Below are 22962 nucleotides of genomic sequence, written 5' to 3'. Positions count from 1 at the left end.
GTCTGCCCCTGCGGCCTATAGCCTGCGGGAGCGTGGCCACGCGGCGCGCGGGGCTTAGCGAGCATGGGTCTGCGCATCCTTGCGGCCTTCGTGAGACTGAGCTTCCTTGGCAAGCTGCAGCAGCTCGCCGACCGTCAGTTCGTCCACGGCTTTGCCGTGGTCCGCGATAGATTGCACCACCCGGCAGCGCGTCGGCAACGTGGCCGTGCGCAGGCCACCGATCAGCGCCGTGGCTGTGATCAGATCTGCCGTGATCGTCGGAATGTTGGACTTACGCATCAGCCCAGCACCCCCAGCTCGATGGCTGCGTGTTTGATCTCGTCGCAGCCGATGCGGCGATTGTTGGCCTGCGCATACGTGGCGGCAAGGCGCAGCACCTTGTTCAGCACGCGCAGCGCACCCGAGGTCGACGCAATCTTTCGGATCGCCTCCTTGCAAGGCGAATCCTCGATTCCCCAGGCGGCGATGATCGCGTCCGCATCCCCAGTGGTCGCCCGCTTGAGCAGGATCTTCTTGCCGATACGGCTGTGCAGGCGATCCAGGAAGGGCGCGCGGTTGCCGCCGGCCATCTGGGTGTACACCCGCTCGTTGCCGCAGAGCACAAGGCCGATGCCGGCTTGGTCATTAATCGCACGCACCTGGTCGAGTGCTTGGACCGTCAGGTGCTGTGCTTCGTCCAGAACCAGCACACCGCCAGTGCCGCGGACCCGGGTGAAGATCGCGCGTTGCAGGTATGCCGCGGAGTTGGTCAGGTCGCGCAGGCCCAGGGCGATGGCGATCTCCTGCAGGCAGCTCATCACGCTGCCGGTGGCCGGCGTCAGCTCGACGTGCCAGACGTTCGGCGCGATCTTCCCGTAGCGCTGGATCGTTTTCGACTTGCCCAGGCCGGCGCCGCCGATGATCAGCACCAAGTCGTTGGCCATCTGCGCATAGCGCAGGCCGGCGAGGATCTTCTCGCTGGTGGGAGTCGGAACCCACTCCGGACCCTCCGGCAGCTTGCCAGCCGTCTTGCGATCGTCCAGCGCCTGCAGCCAGGTCTGCAACTTGCGGGCCACGTTCTGCACGCTGCCGGCATAGGTTCCGCCCAGGAACTGCGACAGCGTCGCGCCGCTGACATCGGCCTCGCGTGCGATGCGCGCCTGGGAATAGGTCGGATCATCCTGCGCCACGACTCGGATGCGCTCACGCAGGTCGGCCAGTTGCTCCGGCGAGAGGTCGTTGGTCATGTTGGGCAGGGCTGTGACGTTCATTGACGGGCGTTCCTTGGGCTGGTTTGGAGCAATCGGAGCAACTGGGCGGAGCGGCGCGTGCCGCAGCTTCGCCAGGCGCGCACGCCTGGCTTTCAGGGCGCTACCGGGAATCGGCGGCCCAGGGTTCTTGCGCTGATCAAGACCACTGCGGACGCGCACGTCGGTTCGGTAGCGCATCGGACAGGTCGTTTCTGAGCGGGCGTTGGCGAGGCGCTCGCGGCGGCGCAGCCAGGCGCTGCCGCTGTTCGTCGGCGTCATGCTTCGTCCTCCGCGACGTGCCAAAGCGCGGACGACTGTTGCTGTGCCGCCATCCGCTCCATGAGGGAGGCGAACGCTCCCTCATGGTCATTGGTCCCAGTGCGTTGCAGCGGCACGTCGACGTGCTCCGGCTGCGGTGCCGGAGCGCGCCGGCCGAAGATGGGCGCGACCACACCGGCCGCTGGCAGGTTCTCGGGCATCGGCGAGGGCAACTGCGCAGCCAGGCTGGCGATGTCCATGCGCCTTTCGGCATCGAGTTGCTGTTTGGTGGCGCGGCGATACTGCTTTTTCGCCCGCGCGTGATCGCGCGCAGCTTGGGTGTCAGCGAAGCCCACGGCCGCGATGCAGTCGGCCGCACCGATGTACACGTTGGCGAGGTTGTAAACCTGCACCTCGGCATGCAGGCGTTCCGGATCGAAGCGCAGCATCAGCTTCTGCCCGGCGTGCGCTGCGATCGCCTCAGACCAGTAGCGGTTGCCGGCGAGGCGCACGGCGCCGTCGCGACTGTCGCTCGTCACGACCTCGGTGGCTAGCAGCATCTGCCGCAGTTGCTCCGCCGATGCCTTGCGGATGGTGGAGAACGCATAGCTCGCGTCGAACGTCTCGTTGAAACTGCGGCCATTCGCGGCTCGCGTGCGGCGGCCGAGGCGGTTGTTGTGTGCGGCGATCTCTTCGTTGAGCACGCGCACGAATTCGTCCAGCGCGATGGCTTTGCTGCCGTAGTTCTCGGGCTTCGCGTCGGGCTTGTTGCCGGTGTATGCGCCGGCAAACGCGGGGTGCTTGGCCACGGACTCGCACAGGTCGCGCCAGGCGCGCTCGATCGGCTTGGCCTGGCCGTGGTACGGCGTCGCCCAGTGGATCTCACAGCCCATGCCGGTCAATAGGCCGGTAGGATCGTCTTCGCGCACCTTGAAGCGGAAGCGATTGGCGGTGCCGCCGGTCAGGAGCTTGGACGCGAAGCCACGGCCATTGTCGAGCCACACTTTGGCCGGGATGCCGTATCGCTCGATCACGTCCCGGAACGCGAAGCGCGCAAGGTCGGCGGACTCGGTCTCTGCAACCCGCCAGCCGAGCAGCTTGCCGCTGTAGAGATCCTGGACGCCGACCATGATCGGCCGCGCGACTGTTCCGTCTGGCCAGCGCACGAACACGTCGAACTTGTGGCCGTCGCTGTTGACCGCCTCCAGCGCGTGGAACACCGTGCGGTCCCGCTCCTGCGCCGGGAACGTGCGGTCGAACGCTTCCTGGCCAAGGCGGGCCAGGATCAACACACCCCGCGGTAGTTCCGCCTGGATGCGTCGTTGGAATGTCTTCAGCGAAGGGATCGACCAGCCCTTGACGCGCGCGATGCGCTGGAGGCGTTCGTAGCACTTCGCTGCGGTCGGCGCTTCCACGCGGAGATAATCGACCTTGAATAGGTCCCAGGCTTCCGCCGGGATCTCGGTCGTTGCGGTGCGGCCGGTATACGCCGGCACCAGCATCGCGAGACGGTGCTGTTTCTCGACGCCGGCGACCTGCGCTGCCCAGCGACCGAGGCTGGCCGTGCTGACGCCGCGCATGTTCTCTCGTTGCAGTTGCGCCGCGATCAGTGCGCGCGCGTCCATCACCGGCCGGCCGTCCGCGACGAGTTGCTCAACCGCCTGCAGGGCGCGCAAGCGGCGTGCGGCTTCGTCCTTCAGATGTTGCGGAACGGCCTCGTAGCGCTGCCACGCCGACTGGATCTGCGCGGCCGAGGTGGCGGCCGCGGTGTTGCGGCGTCGCACACGTTCAATTTCCGCATCGGCAGGCACTGCAGCGCCGGCGCGCAGAAACAGCGCTGCCTGCACGTCGGCCGGCAGCGACCGGGCCATGTAGTAGCGTTTCGCGCCACCGCGGGCAGCGCGGGACTCGAACGGCCAGTTCTCCTTTGTCGCGCGGCGCTCGGCCGAGCGCTTGGTGATCCCCAGGGCGCTGGCAATGGCGTTCAGATCCATCGCGTCGGGGGAGCGGCTGCCGTCTGCCATCAGCGCACCCTCCGGCTCAAGCTCTTGAGGGCCTTGATCTGCTCGCACGCGAGCTGGCGCTCACGCTCCAGGCGTCCGATTTCAGCGTCCAGCGTCGCAGCGCCCAGCAGCAACTGGCCGCCCACGACGCTGCCGTGCCATTCGGCCAGGCGCGTGCTGCTGCAGACCACTTCCAGAACCGGCGCCAGCCACAACGGGCAGTTGAAGGCGTCACGGCTCTCGGCCGTGTAGCCGTCCAGCATGGCCTTCGACACGTCGTGTCCAGTCAGGCGACTGGCGCGGGCAGCCACCTCGAACCGGTCGAGGCCGGCGGCGTGCGCGTCCTTCAGCATGTCGCCGACCAGTAGGCTGACCGGTTGCCGATAGTCCATGCTGCCGGGAATCTGGGCGGCAGGCCGCGGCACAGCGAACATGTCGCCGGTGAGGGCGTCGGGGCGAGCTTTGCGCTTCATGCCCCGACGCCCCCACCTACGGCCGCGTGCCGGGTCCCGCGGGCGGAGGTGCGCCCGTCAGCGTCCACGACGTGGAAGACCCGCTCCCCGGCTGCCGGTGTTTTCGCGTGTCGATTCGCGGGGCACCGCCGGCTGATCCCCGCCCATTTGCCAGAGCCAGGCGTATAGAGGGAGGCGCTGTTCATTGCGCGGCCCCGTTTTGCGGATTGCGGACCAGGCGCAGCCTGCTAGGCTTGGCGCCAGCGGGCAGCAACGCTTTCTGACCGCGTTTGCGGTTGGGCTTCCCGTCCTTCCCGTAGCGGGTGGGCCAGATCTCCGGGGCGCTGACACCCAGCGCTTCCGCGATGATGGCTTCTGCCAGCGGGTAAGGCCGGTGCAGCGCCTTCGCGAGGCTGTTCGGATTGTTGTAGCCGTTGAGGATGCTGAGCTGGCGCAGGGAGATCCCTTTCATGCGCAGAGCAGCCCCGATTTCGGCCGGGTGCCAGTCCTTGAGGCTGGTTTTTTTTGCTGCCGTTAGTGCCGTCACGTTTCGGGATATCCGTTGGCGGTGTCTATGCGGCAGATATTAGGCACATTCGTGCTTAAGTCAAGCCCAAAAGTGCGTCGCACTTCGGGCGACCGAGGCGCGGACGTAGTTTTCTGGCTTTTACTTTTAAAATTAGCGACTTACAAAAGTGCGACGCAGCACAGTGCGCGTCGCACTTCGCGTCGCAGTTGGAGGGTTCGAAGTGCGACACGCAGATCTAGGCATGATTGGAGATCGCCTCACCCACATTCGTGGCTCAATGAGCCAAAGGGCGTTTGCCGAAGCGCTGGGTGTCCCCCTAAAGACCTACCAAACCTACGAGCAAGGTCGGCGGGAGCCTGATCTGCGCACGCTTGAGGCGATCTGGGACCGCGGATTTGACCTTCACTGGCTGCTGTTTGGGGAGAAGCAAGAGGGGCTGGAACCCTTGCGGTACATGGGCGGCGCCGTCCATGAGGAGCGGGCTGCCTATCAGTCTCAGGCCGTGAGCGACGAGGCGCTCACGATCGCGCTTGAGTTGGCAGACAAGGTGTTGGGCGACGGCTACCTACCGCGCCCACGCTACGCGCGGCTCGTCAGGCTGATCTACGACGGCATCACCCAGGGGCTTCCGGTGGCCGAGGTGCTTCGGTTTGGCGAGCGCGCCGGACAAGCACTTCAAAAGGGAGACGAGGTAGATGTCGGTGAATCGAAACTGGGTCGGGCAAGTCGAGCAGCTACTGGCTGAGATCACTCCTCACAACAGAGGCGACGGGCAGCCGAAAGCGTTGCAGGACAAGGCTTTTGCCTGGTATGACCTCAACGTGCAACTCGCGCCTCTGGAGCAGTCACCCAGGGCGCGAGCCATCCGAGAGATCACCCGGCTCGCGACTTACCACGGCTGGGGCCAGGAGGTCGCCAGGTTTCTCGACCGCAACCACGCGCCTAGTCTGCCGTCCCTCTCCGACGACGCGCTGCAGGCGCTGCGAGACCACATGTTGCGGCTGGAGGACTGCCTGCACAGCGGGGCGGGGGCGCCCGATGCTCCGCCGGCCTGGTAGGGCCTTCAAACGCCCATAGAACGCCGCTCCCTCTGGGGCGGCGTTTTGCATTTCAAGTGTCTCTCTCGCCAGTCTGGCGCCGATTTCGCAAACCTAAGCCGCAGCTCAGCAGCGGTGGCCGCGTGGCGCCAAAAGCCTCGCCATCACTAGGTTTCGTGCCGTTTTGTCCCGTTTTTTTCCGCCTTGTCCCGGTTTCTCAAACCAGGTGTCCCCCCACAACGCCAACGTCGGGCCACTAGCCGCGCGGCAGCGGCAGGCCGGCGAAGTCCTTGACCGTGCGCAGCACGAAGCTGGAATTGACGTCGGCGACGCCGGCGGCGTTGAGCAACTTGTCCAGCAGAAACGCGGAGAAGTGCGCCAGATCGCGGACGTAGACGTGCAGCAGGTAGTCCATGTCGCCGGTCAGCGCATGGCACGCGACCACTTCGTCCCAGCCCTGCACGCTGTCGGCGAAATGGGCGATGCCGCTCTGGCCGTGCTTCTCCAGCTGCACGCGGACGAAGGCCTGCAGGCCCAGGCCGATCGCCGCCGGCACCAGCCGCGCGGCGTAGCCGGCCACCACGCCCTCGGCCTCCAGCCGCTGTACACGGCGCAGGCAGGCCGAGGGCGACAGGTTCACCTGCGCGGCCAGCTCGGCATTGCTGGCGCGGCCCTGCCGCTGCAGCAGGGCGAGCAGGCGCAGGTCGGTGCGGTCGAAGGTCGGCGATCCGGTCATTTATTGCTCTGCAACATGGCGTCTACGCAACAATCTTGCGCGCGGCGCCAGGATCCGTGCAACTTCGCAAGCCCATTGCGCGGCGGCGCGCCTACCATCGTGGCATCCCGTTCCGGAGCGTCGACCATGGACACCGCACCGCGCCGCGTCGAACACCAGCAGACCGACAAGGGTTACGTGCCGGTCTACACCACCGCCGTGGTGACCCAGCCGTGGGACAGCTACAGCGCCGACGACCACGCCACCTGGGGCACGCTGTACACGCGCCAGCGCGAGCTGCTGGTCGGCCGCGCCTGCGACGAGTTCCTGCAGGCGCAGGACGCGATGGGCATGGGTTCGCAGGCGATCCCGCGCTTCGACGAACTCAACGCCGTGCTGCAGGCCACCACCGGCTGGACCCTGGTCGGCGTGGAAGGGCTGCTGCCGGAGCTGGACTTCTTCGACCACCTGGCCAACCGCCGCTTCCCGGTGACCTGGTGGATCCGCCGTCCCGAGCAGATCGACTACATCGCCGAGCCGGACCTGTTCCACGACCTGTTCGGCCACGTGCCGCTGCTGATGAACCCGCTGTTTGCCGACTACATGCAGGCCTATGGCCGCGGCGGAGTGAAGGCGCATGCGATCGGCCCGGACGCGCTGCAGAACCTGACCCGGCTGTACTGGTACACGGTGGAATTCGGCCTGATCGATACCCCGGACGGCCTGCGCATCTACGGTGCCGGCATCGTCTCGTCCAAGGGCGAATCGCTGTACTCGTTGGAATCGGACGCGCCCAACCGCCTCGGCTTCGACCTGCAGCGGATCATGCGCACCCGCTACCGTATCGACACCTACCAGAAGACCTACTTCGTCATCGACAGCTTCGAACAACTGATGCAGGCGACCTCGCCGGACTTCACCCCGATCTATGCGGGGCTGGCCGACCAGGCGCACCTGCCCGCCGGCCAGGTGCAGCCGCAGGACCGCGTGTTCCATGCCGGCAGCGGCGAAGGCTGGGCGGACGGCGGCGACGTGTGAGGGGCGGCAATGCCCGTCTCCGCCGAACCTGACGGAGACGGGGCGTGAAGCAAGGTCAGTCGGTGCCGTACTTCGGGTTGTAGGGCCCGTACAGCAGACCGCCAGGGTGGCCGGCGGACAGCAGACGCTGACTGGCCACGTTGCCGATCTGATGCCCCTGGTCGGTGACCTGGTTGACGACCTGATTGATCGCAGCCGTCACCAATATACCCAGCAGGCCGCCACCGGCGTTGTTCTGATTTTCGCCGCTCGACGCCTGCGCCTGACCCTGCCACAGCACCGTACCGGTGCGCAGATCCACCAGCTTGGCGTTGGCTGAGACCACCACCACGCTGTTGATGACCTGATACACGGCGCCGTACTTCTCCACGGTGATATACAGCCCGGCGTCCGCCCCGAAGATCTCGCGCAACTTCTCCGGCGAGACCGCCTGCGCCTCATCGGCCACCGTGATGCCGTTCTGCTTGAAGGTCTCATAGACCGGCGCCACCGGCATCACGTAGTAGCCGGCTTCGGCCAACGGCAGCGTGGTCACAGACAGCACGCTCAGGCTGGCGCTGACATCCGGGGCATGACTGACCGGCGGCAGAATCAGGATCGACCGTGGCTTGCTGGCCTTGTACGCGCTGTAATCGCGCGACATCGGCTGTGTCGCACAGGCGCTCAGCAGCAGACCGAGCGCAGCCACGCAGGCCATTCTTGCGATGTTCTTCATTGCGCGCTCCTCGCGTTGCTGCTGTTCTTCAACAGCAGATCGATGTACGTGGCGGACTCGGGGTACTGCGCCTTCTCGGCAAGGAGTTGCTGCTGCGCTTTGGCATCGTTGCCGGTTTCGGCATACAGCATCCCCAGGTGCGCCTGCAGCCCGGGCGGCGGCCTGCGGTTGGCGGCCTGCATCACCTGCAGGTCCTTTTCCAGCGCCTGGATCTGCTGCTCCGGGCTACCGCCCTTGAAGTGGCTGTAGACCTGGTCCTGATAGCTGCCCCACTGGTAGAGCGATGCGCTCTGGTGGGCGCAGCCGACCAGCGCGAGCATGGCGCAGGCGCCGAGCCAGGCCCGCTTGCGGACGTTGATGGTGTTCATGTGCGAGGATCCGTTGCGGGTCACTTGACCGGCTTCCATGCACCGGCGTCGACTGCGGCGGTGAGATTGTTGACGGCCTCTCGGATGGCCAGATCCAGGACTTTGCCGTTGAGCGTGGAGTCGTAGCTGGAAGTCCCGCCGAAACCGACGATCTCACGGTTGGACAACGTGTACTCGCCGCCGCCCTGCACCGAATACACCACTTCGGACGTCGCGCTATCGACCACGTTCAGGCTGACCTTCGCATAGGCCTGCTGCTGCTTGCCGCGACCGAGAATGCCGAACAGCTGCGTATCGCCGGTCTCCTTGCGACCGAACTCGGTCACGTCGCCGGTAATGACATAGTCGGCGCCCTTGAGCTGCTGTGCCTGCCCCTTGATCTGCGCTTCCTGCTTGATCTCGCCCATGTTGTCGCGATCCAGCACGCGGAAGCGATTGGTCTGTTGCAGATGGGTGATCAGGATGGTCTTGGCCTGGCTGCCCAGACGGTCCGCGCCATCGGAAAACAGGCCGCGCATGAAGGACGAGCGATTGTCGAACTTGCCGACCGCGATCGGCGCGCGCGCGCCGGCGTAAGGCACGCTGGCCGCCGCCACGGTCTGCGGTTTGACGCTCTGATGGGTCTCGGTCGCGCAAGCCGCCAAGCCCAACACAAGCGCCAGCCCCACGGCCCCCTTGATCACACTGTCCTTCATTGACTACCCCTTGTTGATACAGCTACGAAAAGAAGAATTGCCGGCAGCTCTGTCCTTGCCCGCCGCATGCGACATGCATGCACGTCGCGTGCGTAACACGCGATGCATGCGATCGGCGAGCGGGAGGAAAGGCACAGCGGAAGATTGATGTCGCTCCATGACCATCCTGCGCAGGGCAGGGAAAGAAAAATCCATGTCGCCCCGCAACGCAGCGGGACCCAGCTAGGTGAAGGGTATCGGCGGCGTCAGCTGAAACTTTAGGCATTTTTTGCCGGCGCGTCGCGATTGCCCAGCGCGTCCCCGCCGCCGTACTGCCCGTCGGGAATGCTGCGGCTGGCGGCTGCGACAAGACTGCGTTGCGGCACAGATCCGCCGGTACACGTCAGCAAATCGGCAATGCGCCGATCCCACGCCACGCATGCCGAACCTACGCTGCGCAGCGAGCGACATCGGTGCGCCACGACGCGGCCACCCGGATTCCCGGACGCTCCCGTCCAACGCGTGTTGGCGGTCCTGTGCGTCGGGAGAATCCTCATGCTCATCTATGTCGGTCTGGACGGCGATCAGGCGGATCAGCGCGGCGCCAAGCTGAAGGCCCTGCAGTCCCACTTCGGCGAAACCCAGTCCCATGCCCTGACCCTGCTCGACGCGACGTCGCTGTCGCCCAGCAACAAGACGCGCGGCAAGCGCCTGGTGATCAATTCGCACGGCAACGTCAACGTCTTCGCTGGGCTGACGCCGGAGGCGTTCCTGCAGCAGCTGCTGGCCAAGGGGCTGGGCAAGGAGTCGTTCGAGGAGATCGTGCTGATGGCGTGCCAGGTCGGCGCGCAGAGCCAGACCAACTCCATCGCCAACAACTTCGCCAAGGACCTGAAGCGCTTGCTGGTCGGCCACGGCATCCTCGCCAAGCTGTACGCGCCGCGCGGCACGCTGACCTACCTCGTGCACACCGAGCAGAAGCTGGGCCAGACGTTCTACGTGGTGGACAGCATGCATGTCGCCTGCCCGGAGCGGAACTATCCGCTGGCGGAAGGCCTGCTGCTGGTGCAGTAGGTCCGCAAGCAAACGCCCCGCAGTGCGGGGCGTTTGGCGAGCGACCGGGCGCGCCCGCCCGGGTGTCTGGGGGACCTTACGCCGCAGCCGCCTCGGCCTTCCCCAGCAGGCCGGCGACGAAGGTGCGCAACTCGGCATCCTGGGCATTGTCGAAGAAGCACTGTTGGAAGCGCGGGCCGCCCACGGCCTGCTTGACCAGGTCCGGGTCCAGCGCGCGCAGGCCGTCCAGGTAGGACTTGGCCAGGGCCTGCTTGACCTGGGTCAGGATGCCGGCGTTGGCCTGCTGCGATTCGCGGCGCTCGGCCGGGTAGCCCATGCCGCGCTCGCCGCTGAAGGCCTTCTCGAAGATATAGCGCACGTTGATCTCCGCGCCCCAGCCGTAGCCCTTGGCGAAGGCCAGTGCCAGCGCGTTGCCGTTGTTGACCTGGGCGAACAGGTAGGCGTCGGTGGGCTCGATGCAGTAGCCGCAGAACACGCCCGGGTGCGCGTTGAGCGACATCATCGCGCCCTGGCCGGTACCGCAGCCGGCGACCACGAAATCCACCGCGCCGGCATTGAGCAGCAGGCCGGCGCAGATGCCCAGGTGGATGTAGGTCAGGCGGTGGTCGGCGTCGCCGTCCATGCCGACGTTGAACACGCTGTGGCCCTGCGCGGCGGCGACGTCGTTGAGCTGCTGCAGGATCACCGGGTTCTTGGCGGCCTGGCTGAACTCGTTCATTAGGGCGATTTTCATGGGGGTCCTTTGGTAGGGATTGGGTGGTGGGATAGATCTGGTTGGGATGAGAGGGGTCGGCGGTGGTCGCACCCTCATCCGCCCTTCGGGCACCTTCCCCCAAAAAGGGGGCCGAGGTCCCGAGGGGAGAAGGAAGGGCGGTTAGCGGGCGAGCCAGCCGCCGTCGACCGGGATCACGGTGCCGTTGACGTAGTCCGAGGCGCTGCTGGCCAGGAACACCGCGGTGCCGCCCAGGTCTTCCGGCACGCCCCAGCGGCCGGCCGGGATGCGCTCGAGGATCGCCTGGTTGCGCGCGGCGTCGGCACGCAGTTGCGCGGTGTTGTCGGTGGCCATGTAGCCGGGGGCGATGGCGTTGATGTTGACGCCCTTGGCGCCCCACTCGTTGGCCAGCAGGCGGGTGATGCCGGCGATGCCGGACTTGCTGGCGGTGTACGAGGGCACGCGGATGCCGCCCTGGAACGACAGCATCGAGGCGATGTTGATGATCTTGCCGCTGCCTTGGGCGATGAAGTGGCGGCCGGCGGCCTGGCACATGAAGAACGCGGACTTGATGTTGACGTTCATGACGTCGTCCCAGTCCTGCTCGCTGAAGTCCACCGCGTCGGCGCGGCGGATCAACCCGGCGTTGTTGACCAGGATGTCGAGGCGGCCGAGGCCGGCCAGGGTCTCGTCGAGGATGCGCTGCACCGGCTCGATGCTGATCAGGTTGGCCTCGATGGCGATGAAGCGGCGGCCCAGCGCGGTGACCTTGGCCTCGGTCTCGGTCGGCGCCTGGATGCCGGCGGCGGCGATGTCGGCGCCGGCCTGCGCAAGGGCCAGGGCGATCCCTTGGCCGAGGCCGGTGTTGGCGCCGGTGACCAGGGCGACCTTGCCTTCGAGACTGAACGGGTGGGTCATTGCGGGGCTCCTAGAGGGGATGACGGTGGAGACGGTGGCGGCGCACGCGGACGGCGGCCTACTTGAGCTGGCAGATGTCCAGCACGTGCATGTCGGTGTAGTCGAGGTTTTCGCCGCCCATCGCCCAGATGAAGGCGTAGTTGGCGGTGCCGGCGCCCATGTGGATCGACCACGGCGGCGACACCACCGCCTCGTTGTTCTGCACCACGATGTGGCGCTGCGCGTCCGGCTCGCCCATGAAGTGGTAGACGCGGTCGTTGGCGCCGAGGTCGAAGTAGAAATAGACCTCGCTGCGGCGGTCGTGCAGGTGCGGCGGCATGGTGTTCCAGACGCTGCCCGGCTTGAGCACGGTCAGGCCCAGCAGCAGCTGCGAGGACTGGCAGGTGGCCGGCACGATGTACTGGTAGATGGTGCGTTCGTTGCTGGTCTCCAGCGCGCCGCGGTCCAGCGCCACCGCCTCGGCGATCGACAGCCGCTTGGTGGCGAAGCGCGCATGCGCCGGGGTGGAGGCCAGGTAGAACTGCGCCGGCACGGCCGCGTCGTCGGAGGCGAACACCACCTCGGCGCTACCCATCGCCACGTACAGGCCGTCCTTCGGGCCCAGCGGATACGCGGTGCCGTCGACGGTGACGGTGCCGCTGCCGGCACCGACGTTGATCACGCCCAGCTCGCGCCGCTCCAGGAACGGGTGGCCGGCGGCCGAGGCGGGCTCGGTCTGCGCCGGCAGGCTCACCGGGCCGGTCACCGGCGCGGCACCGCCGAGTACGAAGCGCTCGTAGTGGGTGTACTTCAGGGTCACCGCGTCGTCCACGAACAGGCCGTCGAGCAGGTACAGGTCGCGCAACTGGTCGTTGCTGGCGCCCTTGATCGCGTCGGGATGGGTGGCGTAGTGGGTCTTGCAGTACAGGGACATGGGCTTCTCCAGTGCAGGCGACGGCATGCGGCAGCCCGCCACGGAGGACAGTCTAGCGGGTCTGGTAAACCGGTGTCATTGCGCAGTGCACGAAGTGCCGGGATTGGGGATTCGGGATTCGGGATGGAAGGCACTGCGCCGCGGGTGCGGCGCAGCGGCTCAGCGCGGCAGGGGCTGGCCGACGTCGATGCGGTTGCCGTCGGGGTCGGCGAAGACGAAGCAGCGCAGGCCGAAGTCGGCGTCGCGGATCGCCTTGATGATGCGCACGCCCTGCGCCTGCAGGCGGTCGTGCAGCGCCGCCGCGTCGTCGACCAGCAGGTGGGCGACGTTGCTGGTGCTGCCGCGGTGGCCGGCGCGCAAAGTCAGGTGCAGTTCGGCGTCGTCCTTCTTCAGGATCACGAAGCCGACCGGGCTGCCGTTCTGGAACACGCTGCGGAAGCCGAGGCGATCGGTGTAGAAGGCGACGGCGCGGGCGATCCCGGCGACGGGCACGGTCGGCGCCAGGCGGCCGAAACGGACCGCGGCGGCGGCAGGAACAGGGGACGACATGGCGAAGGCTCCTCACAGCAAGGCCGCGTGGGTCGGCCCGGGCGGTGCCGGAACGGAGCGGGCCTTGGATGGGCGGAGCGGTGTCCGCACGGTCGGCCGGCAGTCTACACCGGCCGCGCCGCGCTCAGTCTTCCGGCGGCTGGCAGGAGTCGCGCACGATCAGGTGCGGGCGCACGCTGGCCACCGCCAGCGACGGCGTGCCCTCGGGCTGGATCAGCATCGCCGCGGCGGTGCGGCCGGTGTCGCGGGTGTGCCGGCGCACCGAGGTCAGCGAGGGCCACAGCCGCGAGGCCAGCGGGCTGTCGTCGTAGCCGATGATCGACAGCTGGCGCGGGATGTTGATGTTGGCGCGCAGGGCGACCTTGTACACGCCGGCAGCCATCTCGTCGTTGCCGGTGAAGATCGCGCTGGGCCGCTGCTTGCCCAGCAGCAGCTTTTCCGCCGCGGCCACACCCGATTCGAAGGTGTAGCCGGCCTCGACGATGCGCGCCGGCGGCAGCTCGATGCCGCGCCGGGTCAGCGCGTCGATGAAGCCGGCGGTGCGCTCGTGCGCGGAGCGGTAGGCGCTGGGGCCGGTGATCAGGGCGATGTCGCGGTGGCCCAGCGACAGCAGGTAGTCGGCGGCCTCGGCGGCGCCGTCGCGGTCGTGGGTGACCACCATCTGCGAGGTGTCGTCCAGCGGCAGCGAGGCGATGCGGGTGTAGCGCACGCCGATGCCGGCGAGCATGTCGGCCAGCGCCTGGTCCTCCGAGGCGCGCGGCACCAGGATCACCCCGTGCAGCTTCTGCTGCTGCACGAAGCGGCGCACGCCCTCGATGTAGCCGGGGCTGCGGCTGTCGCAGGGATGCACCACCAGCTCGAAGCTGGAGCCGCGCAGCGCGTCCAGCGCGCCGTACTGCATGTCCACGATGTACTGCGCGGTGGGATTGTCGTAGACCATGCCGATCAGGAACGAGCGGCGGAACGCCAGCCCGCGCGCCAGCGGGTCCGGCGCGTAGCCGACCTCGCGCATCAGCGCCTCGACCTTCTCGCGGGTGTCTTTGCGCACCAGCGGCGAGTTGTTGATGATCCGCGACACGGTCTTCTTCGACACCCCGGACAGGCGCGCGATGTCGTTGATCGTCGCGGCCTTGCCGTGAGCGGAAGCGGGAGCATCGGCGGGGCGGGGCTTGTTCGGCGCCATGGACGGAAAACCGGGCGAAAGAGAGGGGATTCTACTGGGTGTCATGTTCGCACCAGCGTACGGTCACGCAACCGCTGTAGACGCAGCGCCCGGCGCGGGGCCGCGGCGGCGCCGACGCCGGCAGCGGCGCTCGGCGCGAACGGCTCGCGATTGCCGCCTGGCGCACGCCACCGGGCCGACTCAGGCGCGCAGCGCGCGCGGCAGCCACAGCGACAGCTCCGGGAAGAACGCCACGATCAGCAGCACGCACAGCGCCGCCAGCCAGAACGGCCAGATGGTGCGCATGCTCTGGGCCACGGTGATCTGCCCGATCGAGGTGCCGATGAACAGCACCGAGCCCACCGGCGGGGTGATCAGGCCGATACCGCCGGCCAGCACCATCACCAGGCCGAAATGGATCGGGTCGATGCCGTAGGCCTTGGCCACCGGCAGGAAGATCGGCGTGCAGATCAGGATCTTCGGCGCCAGGTCCATGAACATGCCCAGCAACAGCAGCATCACCACGATCATCAGCAGCACGGTGTGCTGGCTGTGGGCGATGGACTGCAGGAAGTGCACCGCTGCCGCCGGCACCTGCAGGTAGGCCAGCAGCCAGCCGAACACCGCCGCGGTGGCGATCACGAACAGGATCACCCCGGTGGTGCGTGCGGCATGCGTCACCGCGGCGAAGAACTCGGCCCAGCGCAGCTGCCGGTACAGCAGCGCGGTGACCAGCAGCGCGTACACCACCGCGATCGCCGCACTCTCCACCGCGGTGAAGATGCCGGCGCGGATGCCGACGAAGATCAGCGCGACCAGGCCCAGGCCCGGCAGCGCGCCGACCAGGCGCAGCGCCACCGCGCGCCAGCCCGGGAACGCTTCGGTGCCGTAGCCGCGCGCGCGCGCCACCGCATAGCCGGTGAGCATCATCGCCGCGGTCATCAGCAGCGCCGGGACGATGCCGGCCGCGAACAGGTCGGCGATCGACAGCCCGCCGCCGGCCGCGGCCGAGAACAGGATCAGGTTGTGCGAGGGCGGCACCAGCAGCGCCACCAGCGCCGCGGTCATGCTCACGTTGACCGCATAGTCGCGGTCGTAGCCGCGGTTGATCATCTGCGGAATCATGGTGCCGCCGACCGCCGAGACGTCGGCGATGGCCGAGCCGGACACGCCGCCGAAGAACAGCGAGGACAGCACGCTGACCTGGCCCAGGCCGCCGCGCATGCGCCCGACCAGCGAGGACGCCAGCGCGATCAGGCGATCGGAGATGCCGCCGCGCAGCATCAGCTCGCCGGCGAAAATGAACAACGGGATCGCGATCAGCGACGCCGAGCCGCTGCCGGCGGAGATCTGCTGCACCAGCACCACCGCCGGCAGGTCCAGGTACAGCAGCGTGGCCAGCGCCGCGGCGCCCAGCGCATACGCCACCGGCACGCCGATCAGCAGCAGCACCACGAACAATCCCAACAGGATGGCGATGGCCATGCTCAGTTCCTCCCCATGGTGGTGCCCGGGCGCAGCACCCGCCAGGCCTGGTACAGCGCGAACACGCTCATCAGCGCGCCGCCGATCGAAAGCGGCAGGTAGTTGATGCTCTGCGGCATCCGTGCGCCGGCCATCTTGATGTCCAGCCCGTCCAGCAGCAGCACCGCGCCCCACCAGGCGATCACCGCGCCGATCGCCGCCACCAGCAGCGGGCGCAGCAGGTCGATGCAACGGCGCAGGTTGGCGTGCAGCGTTTCGGCCAGCAGGAAGAAGCCGAAATGGCGGCGGGTGTGCACGCCGGCGGCCGCGCCCAGGCTCATCGCCGTGCTCAGCAGCAGCAGCGTCACCGGCTCGGTCCAGCTCGGCGAGTCGTTGAGCACGTAGCGGGTGAACACCTGCCAGCCCTGCACCACCACCAGCCCGAGCAGGGCGGCGGCGGCGGTGCCGATGGCGAAGGTGGCGATCCGGTCCAGCACGCGCTGCAGCGGCGGCACCGGGAGGGCGGGGTCGTGGTCGGTCATCGGCATGGGCTCAGGCGAAATCGCGGATGCGGCGGTAGAGGGCTTCGATCTCCGGCTGCTGCCGGTGCTCGGCCAGCAGCGGCGCGGCGGCCTTGCGGAAGGCCGGCATGTCGACCTCGTTGAAGGCCACGCCGTAGTCGATGACCTGCTGCCGCGCCTGCGCCTCGGAGGCGTCCCACAGCCGGCGCATCACCGTCACCGATTGCCGCGCGGTGTCCAGCACCAGCGCGCGCTCGTCCGGCGCCAGCGCCTGAAAGCTGCGCCGTGACATCACCAGCACGTCCGGCGCGTAGGAGTGATCGCTCTGCGACCAGTAGTGCGCGGCCTCGAAGTGGCGGCTGGACTGGAAGCTGCGCATGTTGTTCTCGGCACCGTCGATCATGTGCGTTTCCATCGCCGAGAAGGTCTCGCCCAGCGACATCGGCGTCGGGTTGGCGCCGAGCATGCGCATCAGCTTGAGGAAGATGTCCGAGTTCGCCACGCGCAGCTTGAGCCCGTGCAGGTCCTTGGGCTGCCGCAGCGGATGCTTGGTGTTGTAGAAGCAGCGCGCACCGGAGTCGTAGATCGCCAGCCCGACCAGGTCGCGCTGTTCGAAGCTGCGCAGGATGCTGTCGCCGACGTGGCCGTCGATCGCGCGGCGCAGGTGCGCCACCGAGTCGAACACGTACGGCAGGCACAGCGCCTGGGTCAGCGGGAAGGTGTTGTTCAACGCGCCGGAGTAGACGCGGGTGATGTCGATGGCGCCGAAGCGCGCCATGTCGATCGCCTCCGCCTCGCGGCCGAGCTGGCCGGAGTGGTACTGGCGCAGGCGCAGGCGGCCGCCGGTCTGCTGCTCCAGGGCCTGCCCGAACCAGCGCACCGCCTCCACGGTGGGGTAGTCGGCCACGTGCACGTCGGTGGCGGTGAGCAGGCGGGTATCGCCGCGCTGTGCCAGCGCGCCCAGCGGCACGCTGGCCGCCGCCGCGGCGGTGATGCCTGCACCGAGGAATCGTCTACGAGTGATCATGCTGCGCCCTCCCGCGCGTCGTGGTCATCGCGCAGCCTAGGCCGCGACCGCCCTGCAATGAAGTTCGCCGTAGCCATCGAAGCGGATCGTCGCCTGCTGGCCGATGGCGATGTCGTGGATGCCGGTGGCGTTGCCGGTGGCGATCAACTCGCCGCGGCGCAGCGGCCGCCCGCGCCTGGCCGAGCGCGCCAGCGCGAACGCGAACGCCGCACGCAGCCCGCCCGGCAGCAGCGTGGCGCCGCCGGTGCCCACGCATTGCCCTTCGATCCAGGTCTCGGCGCGCAGCGCGGTTTCATCCAGCGCGGTCCAGTTGGGCACCTGCGGGCCCAGCAGCAGGCCGTTGTTGTTGCCGAAATCGGAGATCACCACGCGCGGTCCCAACTGGTTGATCGTGGCCAGCGGGCTGCTCGCCACCTCGACCCCGACGAGCAGCGTCGCCGGCACCTGGGCGGCCTGCTGCGGAGTCCAGTGCAACTGGTCGGCGGGCACGTCCGCGTCCAGGCGCAGCACGTACTCGGCCTCGACCGCGCCGAAGCCGCCGTCGAACACCGGGATGTCGGCTGTTCCACCGGTAGCATTCCATAGCGCAGCAGCGAAGATCGGGCCCAGCAGGCGCTCGTCGCCGGAGTGGTCGCGGCGCTCGGGCGCGATGTAGCCGACCTTCCAGCCGACCACGCGGTCCGGCCATTGCGCGATCGCCAGGTCCTGCACGCGGTAGGCGGTTTCCAGGTCGTCCGGGATGACGCCAGGGAAATCGGGCAACGCGCGGCCCTGGCGGCGGGCCTGGACGAAGCGGGCCGCGATATCGGCCAACGCGGGCGGTGGCGTCTGCGACGGGCCGGAAGGAAGGCTCAAGGGCATCTCCGCAAGGATGGGGGGTCGGGAATTGCTGCGCCGCGCATCGACAGCGCGTTGCGCCGTTGTATATGGTAAACCGGTGTCATTGGCAATGTGCGGTGCGGCAAAGGGCCGCCTTTGGGCGGCGGGATTCGGGATTCGGGATTCGGGATTCGGGATTCGGGATTCGGGATTCGGGATTCGGGATTCGGGATTCGGGATTCGGGATTCGGGATTCGGGATTCGGGCAACAGCAACAGCAACAGCAACAGCAACACAGCGTCATGCGTTGGCGCAGGCCGCGCGCACACTGGAAGCCACGCGCTCTCGGCGGCCATCCGCGCCGCGCGGCTTCCTCCACCCACGACGAGATCTCGATGATGTCGGCCCACCTCCTCCCTACCCGCCTACGTCCCACCGAATCCCTGTCCCCGCGCTGCGGCAGGCGCCGGTCCCGTCCCTGCATCGCCGTGCTGGCGGCGCTGGGCCTGCTGCTGGGCGCGCTCGGTGCGGCCGCGGCGGCCGAGCGGCCGGCCAGCGAGAGCGCCGCCGAGCTGGCGGCGCGGCTGCCGCTGTGGCCCGGGCCGGCGCCGGGGTCGACGGCCGGGCCCGAGCAACCGCAGCTGGTCGAGCGCAGCGACGACCCTGCCCTGCCCGACCGCGCGCTCAGCGGCCTTTACCAGCCCTACTTGGTGGTGTACCGGCCGAAGCACCCGAACGGCAGCGCGCTGCTGGTGGCGCCCGGCGGCGGTTACGCGCGCATCGTGCTGGACAAGGAAGGGACGGCCCTGGTGCCGATCTTCGCCGAACAAGCCGGCATCACCCTGTTCGTGCTGCGCTACCGGCTGCCCGACGCAGCCGTCGACGGCGCAGCGGCGCGCGACCAGCCGCTGGCCGACGCGCAGCGCGCGCTGCGCCTGATCCGCGCGCATGCCGCCGACTACGGCGTGGACCCGCAGCGCATCGGCGCGATCGGCTTCTCCGCCGGCGGCCACGTCGCCGCCAGCCTCGGCACCCGCTACGACGACCCGGTGTATCCGGCCCGCGATGCGATCGACCGGGTCAGTGCGCGGCCGGACTTCCTGTTGCTGCTGTACCCGGTCATCGACATGGGCGGCGGCACCGCGGCGCACACCGGCTCGCGGCTGCGGCTGCTCGGCCGCCACCCGGATGCGGCGACCATGGCCGCCTACTCGCTGCAGAACCGCGTGCACGCCGGCATGCCGCCCACCTTCCTGGTGCAGGCGCAGGACGACCCGGTGGTGTCGGTGGAGAACAGCCTGCTGTTCTACCAGGCGCTGCGCCAGGCGGGGATACCGGCCGAGCTGCACCTGTTCGCGAACGGCGGCCATGGCTTCGGTGTCCGTGGCATCGCCGGCTTGCCGCTGGCGGCCTGGCCGCAACTGGCGTTGAGCTGGATGCGTAACGTGCAGGACGATCCGCGCGCCCGCGCGCCGATCCCGCCGCCGGCGGGCGGGAAGTGAGCCACATGGCCTGCGCGCCGCTGCATGCCCCGCCAGGCGATCGCACCACCGATGGCCGCCGCACCGCCACGCCGCGAACGCGTCCCCCATCGCCTCGTCAGGAGTCCATCCACGCATGACCGTCCGTCCCCGCCTGCCCGGCGCGCACACCGCCGCCTCCGCCGCTGCTGCCCCCGCCGACCACGGCCGGCGCCGCTTCCTGCGCGACGGCGCACTCGGCGCGCTGGCCTTAAGCGGCGCGCTGCCCGGTGTCGCGGCCGTGGCGGCGCCGACGCCAGCGACGCCACTGGCGCGCACCCGCAGCGGCCGCATCCGTGGCGTGCGCGACCAAGGCGTGTGCGTGTTCAAGGGCATCCCCTACGGCGCCGACACCGCGCCGCGGCGCTTCCAGCCGGCGCTGCAGGAACGGCCCTGGCACGGCGTACGCGACTGCAGCGCCTATGCCGCCTCGGCGCCGCAGCGAGGATCCGAGCCGGTCAGCGAGGACTGCCTGTTCCTCAACGTGTGGACCCCCGGCCTGCGCGATGGCGCGCGCCGCCCGATCCTGGTCTACATCCACGGCGGCGCCTACAACAACGGCTCCGGCAGCGACCCGCTGTACGACGGCGTGCGCCTGTGCCGGCGCGGCGACGTGGTGGTGGTCAGCGTCAATCATCGCCTCAACGCCTTCGGCTATCTGTACCTGGCGCCGTTCGGAGGCGACGCCTATGCCGCCTCGGGCAATGTCGGCCAGCTCGATCTGGTGCAGGCGCTGCAGTGGGTGCGCGCGCACGCGGCCGAGTTCGGCGGCGATGCCGGCAACGTCACCGTGTTCGGCCAGTCCGGCGGCGGCGCCAAGATCGCCACGCTGATGGCGATGCCGGCCGCGCAGGGCCTGTTCCACCGCGCCTGGACCATGAGCGGGCAGCAGGTCACCGCCGCCGGGCCGCGTGCCGCCGGCCAGCGCGCGCAGTTGCTGCTGCAGGCCCTGCAGCTGGCGCCATCGCAATTGGACGCGCTGCGCACGCTGCCGCTGCAACGCGTGCTCGATGCCACGCGCACGCCCGATCCCTCGCGCGCCGAACGCACGGCGCTGTACCTGGGCCCGGTGCTGGATGCGCAGGTACTGCACCGGCATCCGTTCTGGCCGGACGCGCCGCCGCAATCGGCGCGCATCCCGATGGTGATCGGCAACACCCGCGACGAGACGCGTGCCTTCCTCGGCCACGATCCGGCCAACTTCGCGCTGAGCTGGGACGCCTTGCCGGACAGGCTGGCGCAGGAGCAGTACGTGGACCTGGCGCCGCAAGTGGTGATCGCCGAATACCGGCGGCTGTATCCGCACTACACGCCGAGCGAGGTGTTCTTCGCCGCGACCACCGCCGGCCGCTCCTGGCGCGGCGCGGTGGAGGAAGCCGAGGCGCGTGCGCGGCAGGGCGCGCCGACCTGGGTCTACCAGCTCGACTGGGGCTCGCCGCTGGACGGCGGCAAGTTCGGCGCCTTCCACACCCTGGACATCCCGCTGGTGTTCGACAACATCCACCAGCCCGGATCGCGCACCGGCGACGGCGCCGACGCGCAGCGCATGGCCGATGCGATGAGCGACGCGCTGCTCGCCTTCGCCCGCCACGGCGATCCCAACCACGCCGGCCTGCCGCGCTGGGAGCCGTATTCGCTGGCCCAGCGCGAGACCCTGCTGTTCGACACCGACAGCCGCCTGGCGCACGACCCGCGCGGCGGCGAGCGCCGGCTCTACGCGCAGGTGCCGTTCGTGCAGCGCGGGACGTTCTGAGCCGATGCCAGCCGATCGCCGCGCGCGGCACGCGTGCCGCGACGACACACGGGTGCGCGCCTGTCGCACGCAGAGGCGCGCGTCCCAGGTCGGTTGGTGTGCCGCGTCGGGACTGAAGTCCCTCCCACAACGGCTGCGGCGACGTCATCGCGCGATGTGCCCATTGTGGGAGCGACTTCAGTCGCGACGCGCTGCGCTGCGATCCATCTGGTAAACCGCCCCCGGCGATCATTCCGCGCAACAGCTGCCTGCATTACGCTGCACACGAAGCGCAGCGGCCACCACACGATGGCGACGCCGCCGCATCGGCGCTCGCCACCTCCCTACCAGCCGGTGTCCTCGGCCAGCACCACACGGTTGCCGACGGCACGCGCTGAGTCCAGCAACGCCTCGGCGCGCTGCATCAGCGCGGCCGGGGTGTCCTCGGGCGTGGCCAGCAGCGCGCCGACGCTGACCGTCAGCGCCGGCGCGTCCGCCGCATCCTGCGCGATCGCCATCACCTCGACCATGTCGCGCAGCGCCGGGGCCACCTGGCGCAGGTGCGCGCCGCTGGCGTCGTACAGCACCAGCGCGAAACGGTCGGCGCGAATGCGCATGGCCACGTCCAGCGGTCGCAACAGGCACTGCATGGCCTCCGCCACCTCCAGCACCGCACGGTCGCCGGCACCGGCGCCGGCGCGCTGCACCAGCGCGGCGAAGCCATCCAGTTCGACCAGGATCAGCGCCAGCCCGCGCTGCAGGCGCCGGCGCTCGGCCAGTGCCACCGCCAGGTGTTCGTCGAAGCGGCGGCGATCGCCCAGCCCGGTGAGCGCGTCGCGCAAGGCCTCGTCGTCGCGCACCCGGCGCTGCAGGAAGCCTTCGCGGCGCGAGTGTTCGCGCAGATAGCCGCCGACCGCACCGACCGGCACGGCCGTCCACAGCAGCCATTGCAGGCGCAGATAAGCGTCGCGTGCCGCGCCGTCCAGCAACAGGTGGCCGGCGGCGGCGCTGATCGCGCACAACAGCAGCGCCACCGCCACGCTCTGCCACAGCGCCAGGCCCAGCGGAAAGAAGCCCGCCACCAGTACCAGGGTCATCACCGCGGCCGCGTAGCGCAGTTCCTGCGGTGGATAGCCGACGCTCGACAGCACCAGCCCGGTGCCGCCGACCAGCAACAGCAACGCGGCGCGGCCGGGGCCGTGCGTGTCGGCGCGGTGGATCGCGGCCGCCACCCACAGCAGTGCCAGCAGGGTCGCCGCGCGCACCGCGATCGCATAGCCGAGCAGGCCGCCACCACCGCGCCAGCCGAAATGCACCGCATCCCAAGCCAGCAGCAGCAGCGCGATCAATACGCCCAGCGAGGCCGCCACACGCTGCGCGAAGCCCAGCGTGGCGGCGGTGTAGTGGCGGTACGCCCGTTCCAGCGGGGGATCGAAACGCAGCGCGGCGAATCCCTTGCGCAGTTGCGCCGCGTAGGCCTCGCCCGGCGGCGTGTCGTGTGGCTCCTGGTAACGCTCGTGCATGCAGTCCCCT

General features: G+C 68.9%; 25 protein-coding genes. 6 read left to right on the top strand and 19 right to left on the bottom strand.

Annotation, left to right across the window (positions count from 1 at the left end; translation table 11 throughout):
• Positions 1 to 54: 54 nt before the first annotated feature.
• From NUG21_RS00435 to NUG21_RS00415, 5 genes are all read right to left on the bottom strand, one after another.
• Complete coding sequence (locus NUG21_RS00435) at positions 55 to 279, bottom strand: hypothetical protein (RefSeq protein WP_019795992.1); 225 nt, start codon at positions 277 to 279, stop codon at positions 55 to 57.
• On the bottom strand, positions 279 to 1508 hold the full coding sequence (locus NUG21_RS00430) for an AAA family ATPase (RefSeq protein ID WP_263391976.1): 1230 nt from the start codon (positions 1506 to 1508) through the stop codon (positions 279 to 281). The genes NUG21_RS00435 and NUG21_RS00430 overlap by 1 nt, the downstream gene beginning before the upstream one ends.
• Positions 1505 to 3511 (bottom strand): transposase domain-containing protein, encoded by a 2007-nt coding sequence (locus NUG21_RS00425; protein ID WP_263391975.1) that lies wholly within the window; start codon positions 3509 to 3511, stop codon positions 1505 to 1507. The genes NUG21_RS00430 and NUG21_RS00425 overlap by 4 nt, the downstream gene beginning before the upstream one ends.
• Positions 3511 to 3963, bottom strand: coding sequence for a hypothetical protein (locus NUG21_RS00420; protein ID WP_263391974.1), 453 nt, complete (start codon positions 3961 to 3963; stop codon positions 3511 to 3513). The genes NUG21_RS00425 and NUG21_RS00420 overlap by 1 nt, the downstream gene beginning before the upstream one ends.
• Before the next feature lie 181 nt (positions 3964 to 4144).
• Entirely contained in the window at positions 4145 to 4489 is a 345-nt protein-coding gene (locus NUG21_RS00415) for a helix-turn-helix domain-containing protein (protein ID WP_263391973.1), read from the bottom strand.
• 223 nt (positions 4490 to 4712) lie between these two features.
• Here NUG21_RS00415 and NUG21_RS00410 point away from each other — a divergent pair, with 223 nt between their 5' ends.
• Positions 4713 to 5216 carry a helix-turn-helix domain-containing protein gene (locus NUG21_RS00410; protein WP_263391972.1) on the top strand — a complete coding sequence of 168 codons (504 nt, stop codon included), beginning with the start codon at positions 4713 to 4715 and terminating at the stop codon, positions 5214 to 5216.
• Complete coding sequence (locus NUG21_RS00405; RefSeq protein ID WP_263391971.1) at positions 5167 to 5529, top strand: hypothetical protein; 363 nt, start codon at positions 5167 to 5169, stop codon at positions 5527 to 5529. Before NUG21_RS00410 ends, NUG21_RS00405 begins: the two co-directional genes overlap by 50 nt.
• A 235-nt stretch (positions 5530 to 5764) precedes the next feature.
• On the opposite strand, the gene NUG21_RS00400 is transcribed toward NUG21_RS00405, so the two are convergent.
• Complete coding sequence (locus tag NUG21_RS00400; RefSeq protein WP_184502778.1) at positions 5765 to 6244, bottom strand: Lrp/AsnC family transcriptional regulator; 480 nt, start codon at positions 6242 to 6244, stop codon at positions 5765 to 5767.
• A 126-nt stretch (positions 6245 to 6370) separates the two neighbouring features.
• On the opposite strand from NUG21_RS00400, the gene phhA reads away from it, so the two are divergent.
• Positions 6371 to 7261 (top strand): phenylalanine 4-monooxygenase, encoded by an 891-nt coding sequence (phhA, locus tag NUG21_RS00395; RefSeq protein WP_263391970.1) that lies wholly within the window; start codon positions 6371 to 6373, stop codon positions 7259 to 7261.
• A 55-nt stretch (positions 7262 to 7316) separates the two neighbouring features.
• Here phhA and NUG21_RS00390 read toward each other — a convergent pair whose 3' ends face one another.
• The 3 genes from NUG21_RS00390 to NUG21_RS00380 are packed head-to-tail and all read right to left on the bottom strand — an operon-like array spanning position 7317 to position 9039.
• Positions 7317 to 7976, bottom strand: a complete 660-nt coding sequence (locus NUG21_RS00390) for a DUF799 domain-containing protein (RefSeq protein ID WP_019796364.1) — start codon at positions 7974 to 7976, stop codon at positions 7317 to 7319.
• Positions 7973 to 8344 carry a DUF4810 domain-containing protein gene (locus tag NUG21_RS00385; RefSeq protein WP_242082497.1) on the bottom strand — a complete coding sequence of 124 codons (372 nt, stop codon included), beginning with the start codon at positions 8342 to 8344 and terminating at the stop codon, positions 7973 to 7975. The genes NUG21_RS00390 and NUG21_RS00385 overlap by 4 nt, the downstream gene beginning before the upstream one ends.
• 20 nt (positions 8345 to 8364) lie before the next feature.
• On the bottom strand, positions 8365 to 9039 hold the full coding sequence (locus NUG21_RS00380) for a CsgG/HfaB family protein (protein ID WP_019796362.1): 675 nt from the start codon (positions 9037 to 9039) through the stop codon (positions 8365 to 8367).
• A gap of 534 nt (positions 9040 to 9573) precedes the next feature.
• On the opposite strand from NUG21_RS00380, the gene NUG21_RS00375 reads away from it, so the two are divergent.
• Complete coding sequence (locus NUG21_RS00375; protein ID WP_263391969.1) at positions 9574 to 10092, top strand: hypothetical protein; 519 nt, start codon at positions 9574 to 9576, stop codon at positions 10090 to 10092.
• A 76-nt stretch (positions 10093 to 10168) separates the two neighbouring features.
• On the opposite strand, the gene NUG21_RS00370 is transcribed toward NUG21_RS00375, so the two are convergent.
• The 9 genes from NUG21_RS00370 to NUG21_RS00330 all read right to left on the bottom strand — a co-directional run bounded on the left by NUG21_RS00370 (position 10169) and on the right by NUG21_RS00330 (position 18219).
• Positions 10169 to 10825, bottom strand: a complete 657-nt coding sequence (locus NUG21_RS00370) for an RpiB/LacA/LacB family sugar-phosphate isomerase (protein ID WP_263391968.1) — start codon at positions 10823 to 10825, stop codon at positions 10169 to 10171.
• Between the two features lie 141 nt (positions 10826 to 10966).
• The gene (gene kduD, locus NUG21_RS00365; protein WP_184502774.1) at positions 10967 to 11722 is read right to left on the bottom strand and encodes a 2-dehydro-3-deoxy-D-gluconate 5-dehydrogenase KduD; all 756 of its coding nucleotides are present in this window, start codon (positions 11720 to 11722) and stop codon (positions 10967 to 10969) included.
• A gap of 58 nt (positions 11723 to 11780) precedes the next feature.
• Positions 11781 to 12635 (bottom strand): 5-dehydro-4-deoxy-D-glucuronate isomerase, encoded by an 855-nt coding sequence (kduI, locus tag NUG21_RS00360; RefSeq protein WP_184502773.1) that lies wholly within the window; start codon positions 12633 to 12635, stop codon positions 11781 to 11783.
• A gap of 159 nt (positions 12636 to 12794) precedes the next feature.
• The gene (locus NUG21_RS00355; protein WP_263391967.1) at positions 12795 to 13184 is read right to left on the bottom strand and encodes a VOC family protein; all 390 of its coding nucleotides are present in this window, start codon (positions 13182 to 13184) and stop codon (positions 12795 to 12797) included.
• A gap of 124 nt (positions 13185 to 13308) precedes the next feature.
• Positions 13309 to 14367, bottom strand: a complete 1059-nt coding sequence (locus NUG21_RS00350) for a LacI family DNA-binding transcriptional regulator (protein WP_010343057.1) — start codon at positions 14365 to 14367, stop codon at positions 13309 to 13311.
• Between the two features lie 180 nt (positions 14368 to 14547).
• Entirely contained in the window at positions 14548 to 15831 is a 1284-nt protein-coding gene (locus NUG21_RS00345; protein ID WP_184502771.1) for a TRAP transporter large permease, read from the bottom strand.
• Positions 15832 to 15833: 2 nt separating this feature from the next.
• Entirely contained in the window at positions 15834 to 16352 is a 519-nt protein-coding gene (locus tag NUG21_RS00340) for a TRAP transporter small permease (protein WP_184502770.1), read from the bottom strand.
• A 10-nt stretch (positions 16353 to 16362) separates the two neighbouring features.
• Positions 16363 to 17358 carry a TRAP transporter substrate-binding protein gene (locus NUG21_RS00335; protein ID WP_263391966.1) on the bottom strand — a complete coding sequence of 332 codons (996 nt, stop codon included), beginning with the start codon at positions 17356 to 17358 and terminating at the stop codon, positions 16363 to 16365.
• 36 nt (positions 17359 to 17394) lie between these two features.
• Positions 17395 to 18219, bottom strand: coding sequence for a 2-keto-4-pentenoate hydratase (locus tag NUG21_RS00330; RefSeq protein ID WP_263391965.1), 825 nt, complete (start codon positions 18217 to 18219; stop codon positions 17395 to 17397).
• Between the two features lie 446 nt (positions 18220 to 18665).
• Between NUG21_RS00330 and NUG21_RS00325 the strand changes: the two genes are divergently transcribed.
• Both NUG21_RS00325 and NUG21_RS00320 read left to right on the top strand, forming a co-directional pair.
• Positions 18666 to 19679 (top strand): alpha/beta hydrolase, encoded by a 1014-nt coding sequence (locus tag NUG21_RS00325; protein ID WP_263391964.1) that lies wholly within the window; start codon positions 18666 to 18668, stop codon positions 19677 to 19679.
• 115 nt (positions 19680 to 19794) lie between these two features.
• Complete coding sequence (locus NUG21_RS00320) at positions 19795 to 21450, top strand: carboxylesterase/lipase family protein (RefSeq protein ID WP_263391963.1); 1656 nt, start codon at positions 19795 to 19797, stop codon at positions 21448 to 21450.
• Positions 21451 to 21773: 323 nt separating this feature from the next.
• Here NUG21_RS00320 and NUG21_RS00315 read toward each other — a convergent pair whose 3' ends face one another.
• A complete protein-coding gene (locus NUG21_RS00315; protein ID WP_263391962.1) occupies positions 21774 to 22952 on the bottom strand; it encodes a GGDEF domain-containing protein in 1179 nt (392 codons plus the stop codon).
• Positions 22953 to 22962: the final 10 nt, after the last annotated feature.

Source organism: Xanthomonas sp. CFBP 8445 (assembly GCF_025666235.1).
Classification (GTDB): domain Bacteria; phylum Pseudomonadota; class Gammaproteobacteria; order Xanthomonadales; family Xanthomonadaceae; genus Xanthomonas_A; species Xanthomonas_A indica.
This window is presented reverse-complemented; position numbering and strand designations above follow the sequence as displayed.

What these genes read in the sequence shown, in the direction of transcription:
- NUG21_RS00345 (WP_184502771.1), bottom strand. Translation starts at nt 15,831, where the DNA reads ATGGCCATCGCCATCCTGTTGGGATTGTTCGTGGTGCTGCTGCTGATC.
- kduI (WP_184502773.1), bottom strand. Translation starts at nt 12,635, where the DNA reads ATGTCCCTGTACTGCAAGACCCACTACGCCACCCATCCCGACGCGATC.
- NUG21_RS00420 (WP_263391974.1), bottom strand. Translation starts at nt 3,963, where the DNA reads ATGAAGCGCAAAGCTCGCCCCGACGCCCTCACCGGCGACATGTTCGCT.
- NUG21_RS00390 (WP_019796364.1), bottom strand. Translation starts at nt 7,976, where the DNA reads ATGAAGAACATCGCAAGAATGGCCTGCGTGGCTGCGCTCGGTCTGCTG.
- NUG21_RS00410 (WP_263391972.1), top strand. Translation starts at nt 4,713, where the DNA reads ATGATTGGAGATCGCCTCACCCACATTCGTGGCTCAATGAGCCAAAGG.
- NUG21_RS00340 (WP_184502770.1), bottom strand. Translation starts at nt 16,352, where the DNA reads ATGACCGACCACGACCCCGCCCTCCCGGTGCCGCCGCTGCAGCGCGTG.
- NUG21_RS00370 (WP_263391968.1), bottom strand. Translation starts at nt 10,825, where the DNA reads ATGAAAATCGCCCTAATGAACGAGTTCAGCCAGGCCGCCAAGAACCCG.
- phhA (WP_263391970.1), top strand. Translation starts at nt 6,371, where the DNA reads ATGGACACCGCACCGCGCCGCGTCGAACACCAGCAGACCGACAAGGGT.
- NUG21_RS00400 (WP_184502778.1), bottom strand. Translation starts at nt 6,244, where the DNA reads ATGACCGGATCGCCGACCTTCGACCGCACCGACCTGCGCCTGCTCGCC.
- NUG21_RS00320 (WP_263391963.1), top strand. Translation starts at nt 19,795, where the DNA reads ATGACCGTCCGTCCCCGCCTGCCCGGCGCGCACACCGCCGCCTCCGCC.
- kduD (WP_184502774.1), bottom strand. Translation starts at nt 11,722, where the DNA reads ATGACCCACCCGTTCAGTCTCGAAGGCAAGGTCGCCCTGGTCACCGGC.
- NUG21_RS00380 (WP_019796362.1), bottom strand. Translation starts at nt 9,039, where the DNA reads ATGAAGGACAGTGTGATCAAGGGGGCCGTGGGGCTGGCGCTTGTGTTG.
- NUG21_RS00435 (WP_019795992.1), bottom strand. Translation starts at nt 279, where the DNA reads ATGCGTAAGTCCAACATTCCGACGATCACGGCAGATCTGATCACAGCC.
- NUG21_RS00315 (WP_263391962.1), bottom strand. Translation starts at nt 22,952, where the DNA reads ATGCACGAGCGTTACCAGGAGCCACACGACACGCCGCCGGGCGAGGCC.
- NUG21_RS00330 (WP_263391965.1), bottom strand. Translation starts at nt 18,219, where the DNA reads ATGCCCTTGAGCCTTCCTTCCGGCCCGTCGCAGACGCCACCGCCCGCG.
- NUG21_RS00430 (WP_263391976.1), bottom strand. Translation starts at nt 1,508, where the DNA reads ATGACGCCGACGAACAGCGGCAGCGCCTGGCTGCGCCGCCGCGAGCGC.
- NUG21_RS00355 (WP_263391967.1), bottom strand. Translation starts at nt 13,184, where the DNA reads ATGTCGTCCCCTGTTCCTGCCGCCGCCGCGGTCCGTTTCGGCCGCCTG.
- NUG21_RS00375 (WP_263391969.1), top strand. Translation starts at nt 9,574, where the DNA reads ATGCTCATCTATGTCGGTCTGGACGGCGATCAGGCGGATCAGCGCGGC.
- NUG21_RS00425 (WP_263391975.1), bottom strand. Translation starts at nt 3,511, where the DNA reads ATGGCAGACGGCAGCCGCTCCCCCGACGCGATGGATCTGAACGCCATT.
- NUG21_RS00385 (WP_242082497.1), bottom strand. Translation starts at nt 8,344, where the DNA reads ATGAACACCATCAACGTCCGCAAGCGGGCCTGGCTCGGCGCCTGCGCC.
- NUG21_RS00350 (WP_010343057.1), bottom strand. Translation starts at nt 14,367, where the DNA reads ATGGCGCCGAACAAGCCCCGCCCCGCCGATGCTCCCGCTTCCGCTCAC.
- NUG21_RS00405 (WP_263391971.1), top strand. Translation starts at nt 5,167, where the DNA reads ATGTCGGTGAATCGAAACTGGGTCGGGCAAGTCGAGCAGCTACTGGCT.
- NUG21_RS00335 (WP_263391966.1), bottom strand. Translation starts at nt 17,358, where the DNA reads ATGATCACTCGTAGACGATTCCTCGGTGCAGGCATCACCGCCGCGGCG.